Genomic DNA, 11983 nt, shown 5'->3' on the forward strand with positions numbered 1-11983 from the left:
AGCAGCCGGGGATTTTGGGAGAAAACTGAGAAAAAACCAACTTAGACAAAGGCGATCGCCTAAGTTGATTTTTCTCATAGTTATTCTTGTTTATTCTTGTTCTTCTGCTGATTCCTGATCTTCTCCTGAAGGGGGCACCAATGCCACTGCCACGATCGCATCGTCTGGATCGAGACGCTGCACCCGGACACCTCCGGCAGCACGAGACTGACAAGAAATTGCTTTTGCCACCTGCCGAATAATAATGCCGCGACTGGTGACAATAATAAACTCATCATCTTCATTCACCACCCGCAGGGCTGCCAACCGATCGTCAGGATTGCGGAATTTAATCGCCTTAATGCCTTTCCCTGCCCGCTTTTGCAGTCGGAATTTGTTCACTGGCACTCGTTTACCCAAACCCCCGGTAGTCAGGATCAAAACCATTTGTCCTACTTGATCGGCAATTTCGGTTTCTTCCTCTTGATTTTCTAAATCAACATCGTCTTGGTCAGCTTCTTCCTCCTCTTGATCGCTCATAAGCGCCGTCAATTGACTAGGAATAATATCCATACTGATAATGCGATCGTTTTTCGCCAATTTCATCGACTTCACCCCTCGTGTATTCCGACCCAAAGGACGCAGTTGACTATCATCGGTTTTAAAATGAATCGCGATGCCATTACTGCTACCAATAATGATGCTATCTTCGGCGGTGGCGCGACGCACCCAGCGCAATTGGTCGCCTTCTTCCAGAGAAATGGCGATTAAACCATTAGCCCGAATATTATTAAATACTGAAAGAGCGGTTTTCTTAATATAGCCGTCTTGAGTCAGCATCACCAAATATTCATCATCACTGAATTCACTCACCGGCACGATCGAGGTAATTTTCTCATCGTGAGGTATGGGCAACAATTGCACGATCGCACTGCCTTGGGCAGTCCGAGAACTCATAGGAATTTGGTAAGCATTCAGGCAATATACTACCCCGCGTTCACTAAAAAATAGGACTTTATCGTGGTCGCAGCAGGTTAAAAAATGCTCGACCATATCATTGTCTTTCATCTTCGTGCCCGCTTTACCGCGAGTTGCCCGATTTTGTGCCTCAAAGGTATTCACTGGCATTCGCTTGATATACCCTTGTTTGGTCAACAAAATAATCGCTTTTTCATTAGCAATTAGGTCAGTTTCATCGATTTCCCCTTCTGAATGTTCAATCTGGGTGCGGCGGGGTGTGGCAAACTTATTCTTAATATCATTGAGTTCGGTTTCGATAATTTCGAGAATCCGTTCGCGACGGGCAAGAATATCTTTTAAATCCGCAATCTGTGCTTGTAAATATTCGTGCTCTTGTTGAATTTTCTCCGCTTCCAGGGCTGTCAGTCGCCGCAGTTGCATTTGTAAAATTGCATCGGATTGGGCTTCGGATAGACCAAAAGAATCGATTAATTCTTGACGAGCAGTGGCCGAGTCTGCACTGGAACGAATAATCCGAATAATTTCATCTAAAGAAGCCAGGGCGATTAATAACCCTTGCAACAGATGATCCCGTTCTTCCGCTTTCCGCAGTTCATAGCGGGTGCGTCGGGTAATCACATCGATGCGAAAATCAAGGAAAATTTCCAGAAATTCTTTGATTTGGAGTAACTTTGGTTCACCGTTGACCAAGGCCAACATATTGGCGCCAAAGTTACTTTGTACGGGGGTTTGTTTGTAGAGGTTGTTGAGCACGACCCGGGGATACGCATCCCGTTTCAGTTCGATGACGATCCGCATTCCGTCGCGATCGCTTTCATCCCGGATATCGGAAATGCCATCAATCCGCTTATCATTCACCAATTCAGCAATTTTCTCAATCAATGCTGCTTTATTGGTTTGGTATGGCAACTCGGTGATAATAATCGCTTCTTTATCCGGTCGTCCTCGGTGTTGGATGGTTTCAATATTGGCCACACCGCGCATGGTAATTGACCCGCGCCCAGTATTATAGGCATCTTTGATGCCCGAAACTCCCAGAATTTGCGCCCCAGTGGGAAAGTCGGGGCCGGGAATATATTGTCGGAGTTCTTTGTTGGTGATTTCTGGATTGTGAATCAGGGCGATCGTCCCATCAATCAGTTCTCCCAAGTTATGGGGCGGAATATTGGTGGCCATACCCACCGCAATACCGGAGGAACCATTGAGCAAGAGTTGGGGAATCCGGGCTGGCAATACTAAGGGTTCTTGCTGGGAACCGTCGAAGTTATCCGCAAAATCGACGGTTTCCGAGTCAATATCCCGCAACATGGATTCGGTGGTCAGGGCTTGCAGGCGACATTCCGTGTAACGCATCGCTGCTGGTGGGTCGTTGTCAATGGATCCAAAGTTACCGTGGCCATTGATTAGGGGCGATCGCATGGAGAAATCCTGCGCCATCCGCACCAGAGCATCATAGACTGCCGTATCACCGTGGGGATGGTATTTACCCAACACTTCCCCGACCACACGGGCGCATTTTCGGAAGGGGCGATCGGGTGCTAATCCGAGTTCATGCATGGCGTAGAGAATTCGCCGATGCACTGGCTTCAGACCATCCCTAGCATCTGGTAAAGCCCGACCGACAATTACGCTCATGGCGTATTCCAGATAAGACTGGGACATTTCGTTCCGCAGATCCGTCGGGATAATCCGCTCCTGGGAGGTTGTCATACAGTAAAATACTCCAAAAACTTCAGTTTGTTGTAGCCACAACTCAAAAAAACTTTGAATCCGCTACTTAGCCGTGAAATTATGCCAATTTTGTGACTGTATTTTATCATATTTTCATCAATGTTTCGGAAAATTAACTTTTCCCCGTAATTTCTGACTCATTTTACTCCCATCTTTTTAATGATTCCCCATTAAATATTTGATAAGTTTAACGGTTATTTTGTGATTTAAATAACCCCAGGACTAATTTTTATTTGAATGATTCAGCAGACCCAGAGGTACAGGGTAAAAATTGCCGGTGTCGGAAATCCCCAAAATCTTTGGTCGGTGAGCATTATATTTGTGATGATTGCTTAACTTAAGAGTTGAGGAAGATCAAGCCAATTTACTTGCAAATTTAGGCAAAATTTGCTAAAATCGAAGGTTATATTAAATTAACGATTATTCATTCCTATGTTTACTATAATTTATGCTGATGATTTTCTAGACCATCAAACAGGTGGATTGCACCCAGAACGCCCAGACCGCTTGAGGGTGATCGTCAATGCATTGAAAGCCGCACCCTGGGCAAGTTCTTTGCAATGGCAACTGCCCACCTCAATTTATACGCGGGATGTGATGCCAGCGATCGCCCGCGTTCATACAGTTCGCCACATTCACGAAGTGGAAGCCTTGGCCATGAAAGGGGGTGGCCGCCTGGATATGGATACGCCAGTTTCAGCGGACAGTTATGATGTGGCTTTGTTAGCGGTGAGTGGCTGGCTGGATGGGGTTGAGGCGGTGATAGAAAACGAAGAACCGGCATTTATTCTCGCCCGACCCCCCGGACACCATGCGGAAAAAGATCAGGGGATGGGATTTTGCCTGTTTTCTAATGCTGCGATCGCCGCTGACTATGCCCTGCAAAAACCAGAAATTGAGCGAGTGGCGATTCTGGATTGGGATGTGCATCACGGCAACGGCACCCAGCATCTAGTAGAAAACAATCCTCAAATTGCCTATTGTTCCCTCCACCAATTTCCCTGCTATCCCGGTACAGGTCGCAGTAGCGATCGCGGCGCCCACAACAACGTTCTCAACATCCCCATGTCTCCGGGCAGTACCATTGCCGAATATCAACCAGCATTTGAGAAACAAGTAATGCCGTTTTTGCGTAACTTTCAACCAGATTTATTAATTGTCAGTGCGGGCTATGATGCCAATGCCGCTGACCCCTTAGCCGGAATTAATTTACAACCCGAAGATTTCGGCACCTTTACAGACTATTGTTTGCAAATTACGCGGCGGATTTTATTCGGACTGGAAGGGGGTTATGACTTAGATGCCCTGAGTCAATCTGTCCTGGCAACTATTGAGCGCTGTTTGTAATTGGTTGTTGGTTGGGGTGTGGGGTGTGGGGTGTGGGGGAAACAAAGGGTGTGGGGTGTGGGGGGGAAGAGAGAAAAGAGAAGAGAGAAAAGAGAAGAGAGAAAAGAAAAGAGAGAAAAGAAAAGAGAGAATCTTCCTCTTTCGTCTTTCGTCTTTCGTCTTTCGTCTTTCGTCTTTCGTCTTTCGTCTTTCGTCTTTCGTCTTTCGTCTTTCGTCTTTCGTCTTTCGTCTTTCGTCTTTCCTCTTTCGTCTCTTCCCCTACACCCTACACCCCACACCCTACACCCTACAACAACCAACAACAATTCAGAATTATTGTCCTACCTGAAAATAGGGAACATCTAGACCAATTTGTAACAACTTATTGCGCCACTTATCTAAGCGCATTTGAATCCGGTCTTTGTTTTTGGTGGATGAAGTAATCGATTCATTGAATTCCGCATCCTCACAAACTTCTCGCAGGGCTTCCGCGATCGCCGCTTTTTTCGGTCGGATCGCCTCAGACTTCAAAGAAGCAAAGGACAACATAATCACATCATAAATAGCTCGGTTGATGGCATTTTCCCAGCCATTCTCAAAAGTATAGCGACGAAACGCCCGATTATCAAATACTTCATAGACATCGCCAATCACCCGCATGAATAAGTCTCGATGCTGTTGGATAGTGGCGTCATCAAAATGAGAGCCTTTTTCCAGATAATGATCCAAAAATCTAGACAGGTTGCCCCGGTAATCTTTCAAGGCATAATGAAAGGCAAAAAACCTGAGAATTAATTCACAATCTCGCATGCGTTTATCAATTTCCTTGATATTGCGAGTTTTCTGGAAAAGCTCATCTTCCGAAAGTTCTAAAATTAAATCATTAAGTTTTCCGCGATAAACACTATTGCGAAGTTCTTGGGCATTCAGGGCAACAAATCCGCTATTTAATCTTTCAAATACATCAAATTTAATATCCGGGTGAGATTCTTTGACAATCACAATACAACGAATCGTCCGAGAATAAATATACCGTTGATAAGCAACATCTAAATTTTTAAAGCTTTTCCGATTTAATTCTCGGAGAACTTTTAAGCCTCTAAGCGCATATTTATTGGTTAAAAATTGATAGATGGCCGTGAGTCTTTGTTGACCATCAATCACGCTATAAGAACCATCCTCTAATTCGGCAAAATAGCAAACCGGAATCGGTACATTCAACAATAAGGATTCAATTAATCGACTGCACTTACTCAAGTCCCAGACTTGACGCCGCTGGAATTTGTCCGCCAAAATCAGGCTACCATCATCAACTTGTGCTTTCAGGGAACGAATAATAAAGTCATAAGGGTGGGTGAGGAGATGCCGCTGCTGAACCGGAATGTCCAGTTCGGGAAATTCCTCCTCTTCTTCCATTTCAAAGTTTTCTTCTTCTTCTTTGGTGACGATTTCTTTTTCCATCGCCCGAGCCGAATTATCTAACATTACGTTCCTCCGCCATCACAGGTTTGAATTTTTATAGGGGGGTCAGATATTTGTTTAGTCGATAGAATTTTACTCTGATCGGGATACAAATCCAGGATTGATCCGCCACCTATGGTAATCCACTTTAACAGTTACCCGATCGCATATTGAAGTCTGCAAGCAATTTACGGATAGATTACCGCCTTGTGATAGGCGATCGCCCATCACTGATTTCGCTGATTTCGCCGATATTCGCATTTCTTGACGGATGGGTACGCATCCTGGGTGGGGCGATCGCACAGTCAGTCAGCACCGGGCTAGATATAATTCAGCAACATCCCCGATCATCCTCTCCTTGGCTAGAGATCGTCCAACGATTTCGGGGCGATCGCCCCCTTGGGCTAAACATCCTTAACTGCTCTTAATCAACTCTTAATCAACCATCAATTGAGGCTCCCGTACTGTTCCCCCGCGCCGCACCCGTGGGAGGCGGTTGCCCGTTGCTGCCGAAAAGCCAGCCCAGAATTGGACTTTCTGCTTTCATTGAGATATACCCTGATGGTTCGACCGCCCCACCATCGTCAGCGTCACGGGAATTTAATTAAGTTAATGAAGGTTTGTTGCATTTTTAAGCTTTTGGTTAAAATTTCAGTAAATTTTCTTAAGCTTTATGGATCAATTACTGGTGATTTGCGAATAATTGTTACATTGAGCCTAGAGTTAAAATCTCATAACAATTATTCTAAAAAACTGTGTTAAGATGGAAGGTTGATAATATTTAAAATATGGTAATATTAAGGTTTTTTTAATGTTTTTCTGGTGAATTCTGTGTTTATAATCAAAACTGTGCAAGTCAAACAAAAGACATTTGACAAAAAAGTCTAATAAGATGACAGACAACAGAGGAATAAATCTATGGTAACGTCTGCTCCGCAACAACAATCAAAAAGCTCTAAAGAGACAGCATTTGTCCTATTTTTCGAGGAAGTCGGTCTAGCGGATTTGGCTCTCGTGGGGGGTAAAAACTCCTCCTTGGGTGAAATGATCCAACAACTCGGATCCAAGGGCGTCAAAGTTCCCACGGGCTTTGCGACCACCGCTTATGCTTATCGCTACTTCATCGAAAAAGCTGGATTAGAAGCCAAACTGCGTAAGTTGTTCTCTGACTTAGACCTGGATGATGTGAACAACCTGCGGGAACGGGGCAAGCAAGCACGGGCAATGGTGATGAATACCCCATTCCCCAAAGAACTAGAAGAAGCGATCGCGGCAGCCTACTTAAAGTTGTGCGAAACCTACGGCCAAAACTATGAATTCTGCGAACGCTTTGGCCCAGAATATCAAGAAGAATGCAAGAAGTTCAGCAGCGACCTAGACGTAGCCGTTCGTTCTTCCGCAACTGCTGAAGACTTACCCGATGCCAGCTTTGCCGGTCAACAAGAAACCTACCTGAACGTTCACGGTGTCAAGGGTGTAGTAGAATCTTGCCACAAGTGCTTCGCTTCCTTGTTCACCGATCGCGCCATTTCTTATCGGCACCAATATGCGGAAAAACGCCCTGATTTCGACGAATTCAGCGTTGCTCTGTCCGTGGGCGTGCAAAAAATGGTCCGTTCTGACATGGCCACCTCTGGGGTGATGTTCTCCATCGATACAGAAACCGGCTTTAAGAATGCTGCCCTGATTACCGCTGCCTACGGTTTAGGCGAAAACGTGGTACAAGGTGCAGTCAACCCCGACGAATACTTTGTGTTTAAGCCCACCCTGAAAGAAGGCAAACGCCCAATTCTGGAAAAACGCCTGGGCAGCAAAGAAATCAAGATGGTCTATGATGTCGGCGGTTCTAAGCTCACCAAGAACGTCCCAGTTCCCCAACCCGATCGCGACAAATATTGCATCAACGATGAAGAAATCCTGACTTTGGCAAAATGGGCCTGCATCATTGAAGATCACTACAGCGAATCCCGGGGCAAGTACACCCCAATGGATATTGAATGGGCGAAAGACGGGATTACTGGCGAACTCTACATTGTGCAAGCTCGTCCCGAAACCGTACAATCCCAGAAATCTGGTAACGTCATCAAGAACTTCAAGCTCAATGGCACCAGCGATGTGATCGTTACAGGTCGCGCAGTTGGTGAAATGATCGGCCAAGGTAAAGCTCGCGTGATCATGGATGTCCATAAGATCGCTGAGTTCCAAGAAGGCGAAGTCTTAGTCACCAACAAGACCGACCCGGATTGGGAACCGATTATGAAGAAATCCAGCGCGATCGTCACCAACCAAGGTGGACGTACCTGCCACGCAGCCATTATTGCTCGTGAAATGGGAATCCCCGCGATCGTTGGTTGCGGCAATGCCACTGATGTAGTCACCACAGGTCAAGAAATCACCGTTTCTTGCTCTGAAGGTGAACAAGGCAAAGTCTATAACGGTTTAGTTCCTTTTGAAGTGATCGAAACCCCAATCGACAACCTGCCCACCACCAAGACCAAGATTCTGATGAACGTGGGCAACCCCGAAGAAGCCTTTGGTCTATCCTCCATGCCTTGCGATGGCGTTGGTTTAGCTCGCTTCGAGTTCATCATTGCCAACCATATTAAAGCTCACCCATTGGCCTTGATTCACTTCGACAAACTCGAAGATCAAGCAGTCAAGAAAGAAATCGCCGAACTGACCAAGCTGTATCCCCACAAGCCAGACTTCTTCGTAGACAAGTTGGCGCATGGTATCGGCACGATCGCCGCTGCCTTCTATCCCAACCCAGTAGTGGTGCGGATGTCCGACTTCAAGAGCAACGAATATGCCAACCTCTTGGGTGGTAAGCAATTTGAACCCAAAGAAGAAAACCCGATGATCGGCTGGCGTGGTGCTTCTCGCTACTACGATCCGACTTATGCGGAAGCTTACGGTTTGGAATGCGTTGCCCTGAAACGAGTCCGCGATGACATGGGTCTGACCAACGTTATCCCGATGATTCCTTTCTGCCGCACCCCCGACGAAGGTCGCAAAGTGCTCGAAACGATGGAAAAATATGGCTTGAAGCGCGGTGAAAACGGCCTGCAAGTCTATGTGATGTGCGAAATTCCCAGCAACGTCATCCTCGCTGACCAATTCAGTGAAGTATTCGACGGCTTCTCCATTGGTTCTAACGACTTGACTCAGTTAACCTTGGGTCTAGACCGTGACTCCTCCTTAGTGGCTCATATCTTCGACGAACGCAACAAAGCGGTTAAAGATATGGTGACGATGGTGATCCAAAAAGCCAAAGCCAATGGTCGCAAGATCGGTATTTGCGGACAAGCACCTTCCGACTATCCCGAATTTGCTCGCTTCCTGGTTGAACTGGGTATCGATTCTATCAGCTTGAACCCTGACTCTGTGATGAAGACTCTCCTCGACATCGCTAAGTTAGAAGAATCGATGAACAAGTAATTAGCTTGTACGGTGGGCAATTCATCAATTACATTCAACCATTGGTGAATCAATTTTCAATTGCCCACCCTACTTTGTAGGGGCGATTCGCGAATCGCCCCTACTGACGGACTATTAAGATTAACCCGCCTTCGACGGCGGGTTTTTTATTCCTTTGTGACCTCCGTGTCTTTGTGGTTTTTTCTGTGAATCGCCTAAGCTATAATCAAAATGCTGCTCAATTATCGGAGGTCTGCATAATGAAATTAACCGGCATTAAACATGGCAATACTATTGAACTTTCAGAAAATCCCAATATTCCAGACGGGACTCAAGTGGCGATCGAAGTTAAACCAGTTGAGACTATGACCATTGAGGAAAAGTTAGAAAAAATGAAAGAATTTTTAGAGCGTCCCTGGGAAGGAAGAGAAGATTTTGTGCAAACTATGGCAGAAATCGAGAGAGAACGTCAGATCGCTTATGAGAAAAAGCTAGAAGCTTTGGAAAAATAAGGGGAAATTGTTGTGTATCTACTAGACACTAACATTTGCATCGCTATTAATAACCAAAATCCCCAAGCAATTGCACAATTTTCAAGAAAATATGCTCAGTCCTAGCCCAGCAAAACCAGTTTGATTGTAGGGTGGGCAATTCATCAATATACATTTTAGTTAATCAAGAGTGTTGCAATAAGATACACGGTAGTATCCCATAATCAAGTTATAAAAATGCTATACTTAGCTTGACGATTATTTTTCAAAATTTATGTCATCAGTCGCGATCGCACAACACATTGAAATTACTCCCGGTGTCTGTGGGGGAAAACCCCGGATTGCCGGACATCGGATCAAAGTTCAAGATATTGTCATTTGGCATGAAAGAATGGGAATGTCACCAGATGAAATTATCTATCACCATCCCAGTATTACTTTAGCGGATGTTTATGCCGCTTTAACCTATTATCACGATCATCGAGAAGAAATTAGACAGCAGATTGAAGAGGGTGAAGCTTTGGCTAAACAATTACAGGGCGATCGACCATCTTTGATTTCCAAAATAACCTGAATTATATGAAGCGATCGCAAAGTAAGGGCGAAGCATGACCGGAAAAAATATCGGTTTTTCAGCAGGAATTTATCGGCGGTCATGCTTATCCCCTACAATAAAATGACATTTGAGGATGAGTTTATGGCTTTTTATGTCATGTTGATTAAAGTCAATGAAGATGAACATGGAGTTACTTATAATTTTGGCATTGACTCAGAACATTTAGGGAAAATTCATCTTGATAAACACCAGGGAATATTTCAAGAAATTGAAGCGATAGGTAGTGATAATTATCAAGATATTTTACTGAGAGCAGAAGTCAAGTTACGTCAACATTGGAAAGCAGGCAATTTTCCCGATCGCACTTGTTGGGCTTCCTGAATTTACCATGCTGACAATAAAAAAGTCCTTCGTAGGGTGGGACGAGACGCGGCAGTGATTTTGGCATAAAAGCGATCGCCTTTATTCCGCGTCGTAGCCCACCAAAACCAGTAATCCTCCAAAACCGTGGTGCTACATTTTGTTGTAGTGGTGCGTTACGGCTGGAATAGGAGTTAATTGTTTATATCTTTCCGCGAACACACCCTACATTTGGCTGAATTTACTGGATGAGAATGTGAGTAATGCGATCGCGAAAATTTAAAATAGCTTAAAATAGCATCGTCAATAAATTATGCGTCTTATGCATCAGAATGAAAAGTATTGTCAGTTTATTTTGCGGTTGTGGCGGCTTGGATATCGGTTTCAAGCAATCTGGGTTTGATTTACTCTATGCTTGTGATAATGACCCTGCTGCCATAGATTGTTATGCCCGGAATGTCGATCAAAATGTCGTCCTGAGAGACGTAACCTCGGCGGAATTTCAGGCTGATATTGCCAAGCTGAGTCATTGCGATATTGTTTTGGGAGGATTCCCTTGCCAGGGATTTTCTAAAGCTGGCCCGAAAAAAGCAGAAGATGTTCGCAATGGGCTTTATTTGAAAATGCTTGAGGCCATTAATCATCTTCGTCCCGCTCTTTTTATTGCGGAAAATGTAGATGGAATTTCTCAAAACTTTGGCGGGTCATATATCCAGAAAATTATTCAAGATTTCCAAGCAATTGGCTACGGTGTAGAATATCGTTTACTTGATGCGGCTGCTTTTGGGGTTCCACAACATCGCCGTCGGATATTTTTTGTGGGAATTCGCCAACCCGCTCAACATCAATTTCCTTGGCCATTTCCTACTCACGCAGTTAAAACCCGTTCAGGAGAATTTAAGCTACCGGAAACCAATATTGAGCAATTGCCACTGTTTAATTGGTCTGGTAATCATCATGGGAAATCTTTGTTGCCACCACCAAGAACGATCGGAGAGGCGATCGCTCATTTAATTGAAATTGACGATCGCATCCCCGACCACCAAGTGACTTATAATTGGCCGAAAAAATATGAAAAAATTTTTTCCGCCATTAAACCTGGACAAAAGCTTTGTAACGTTAGACACGCCCCCACCTCGGTTTATACCTGGGAAATTCCCGAAGTTTTTCATCCTGTAACCGAACGAGAAAGAATTATTTTAGAAACGATATCTCGACATCGCCGACATAAAAAATATGGCAATCTTCCCAATGGTAATCCCTTATCTATTAAGCAAATCGAACAGCTTTCTGGATTAATGGAGATAAACCGGGAAATTTTATGTTTAATGGAGAAAAATTATTTAAAAGAAACCCAGGAAAAATACGACTTAAAAGGGGCGATGTTCTGTTCCGGCTTATTTAAGCGACCGCTTTGGTCAGAACCCGCGCCCACAGTGCTGACAAATTTCCATAATCCCCGTTATTTTTTGCATCCGTTAAAAAATAGACCATTTTCTCTGCGAGAATGTGCAACTCTCCAAGGTTTTCCGCAAAGTTTTAAGTTTACAAATAGCGAGAGTCAGGTAAATTTAGTTGCGGGATATCGTTTGGTCGGTAATGCGGTTCCTCCACCCCTGTCAATCAAATTAGCGGCGGCTACTTTACAGTTTTTTCAATAAAATTATTTTTTAGATAGCTC

9 protein-coding genes are annotated in these 11983 nt (G+C 44.6%); 7 read left to right on the plus strand and 2 right to left on the minus strand.

Annotation, left to right across the window (positions count from 1 at the left end):
• Positions 1 to 90: 90 nt before the first annotated feature.
• Positions 91 to 2670 carry a DNA gyrase subunit A gene (gyrA, locus tag ABWT76_RS24965; protein ID WP_054464728.1) on the minus strand — a complete coding sequence of 860 codons (2580 nt, stop codon included), beginning with the start codon at positions 2668 to 2670 and terminating at the stop codon, positions 91 to 93.
• A 453-nt stretch (positions 2671 to 3123) separates the two neighbouring features.
• Between gyrA and ABWT76_RS24970 the strand changes: the two genes are divergently transcribed.
• Positions 3124 to 4038: a histone deacetylase gene (locus tag ABWT76_RS24970; protein ID WP_054464729.1), complete on the plus strand. Its 915-nt coding sequence runs from the start codon at positions 3124 to 3126 to the stop codon at positions 4036 to 4038.
• A 312-nt stretch (positions 4039 to 4350) separates the two neighbouring features.
• On the opposite strand, the gene ABWT76_RS24975 is transcribed toward ABWT76_RS24970, so the two are convergent.
• Complete coding sequence (locus tag ABWT76_RS24975) at positions 4351 to 5502, minus strand: DUF262 domain-containing protein (protein WP_054464730.1); 1152 nt, start codon at positions 5500 to 5502, stop codon at positions 4351 to 4353.
• Positions 5503 to 5648: 146 nt separating this feature from the next.
• On the opposite strand from ABWT76_RS24975, the gene ABWT76_RS24980 reads away from it, so the two are divergent.
• From ABWT76_RS24980 to ABWT76_RS25005, 6 genes are all read left to right on the plus strand, one after another.
• Complete coding sequence (locus ABWT76_RS24980; RefSeq protein WP_190877052.1) at positions 5649 to 5906, plus strand: hypothetical protein; 258 nt, start codon at positions 5649 to 5651, stop codon at positions 5904 to 5906.
• A 490-nt stretch (positions 5907 to 6396) separates the two neighbouring features.
• A complete protein-coding gene (gene ppsA, locus ABWT76_RS24985; protein WP_054464731.1) occupies positions 6397 to 8916 on the plus strand; it encodes a phosphoenolpyruvate synthase in 2520 nt (839 codons plus the stop codon).
• A gap of 239 nt (positions 8917 to 9155) precedes the next feature.
• The gene (locus tag ABWT76_RS24990; RefSeq protein WP_054464732.1) at positions 9156 to 9407 is read left to right on the plus strand and encodes a hypothetical protein; all 252 of its coding nucleotides are present in this window, start codon (positions 9156 to 9158) and stop codon (positions 9405 to 9407) included.
• 253 nt (positions 9408 to 9660) lie between these two features.
• Positions 9661 to 9960 (plus strand): DUF433 domain-containing protein, encoded by a 300-nt coding sequence (locus tag ABWT76_RS24995; RefSeq protein WP_054464733.1) that lies wholly within the window; start codon positions 9661 to 9663, stop codon positions 9958 to 9960.
• 81 nt (positions 9961 to 10041) lie between these two features.
• On the plus strand, positions 10042 to 10323 hold the full coding sequence (locus ABWT76_RS25000; RefSeq protein WP_231636588.1) for a hypothetical protein: 282 nt from the start codon (positions 10042 to 10044) through the stop codon (positions 10321 to 10323).
• A 311-nt stretch (positions 10324 to 10634) separates the two neighbouring features.
• On the plus strand, positions 10635 to 11963 hold the full coding sequence (locus ABWT76_RS25005; protein WP_054464734.1) for a DNA cytosine methyltransferase: 1329 nt from the start codon (positions 10635 to 10637) through the stop codon (positions 11961 to 11963).
• The last annotated feature ends 20 nt before the right edge of the window (positions 11964 to 11983 follow it).

Source organism: Planktothricoides raciborskii GIHE-MW2, from assembly GCF_040564635.1.
Taxonomy (GTDB): Bacteria; Cyanobacteriota; Cyanobacteriia; order Cyanobacteriales; family Laspinemataceae; genus Planktothricoides; species Planktothricoides raciborskii.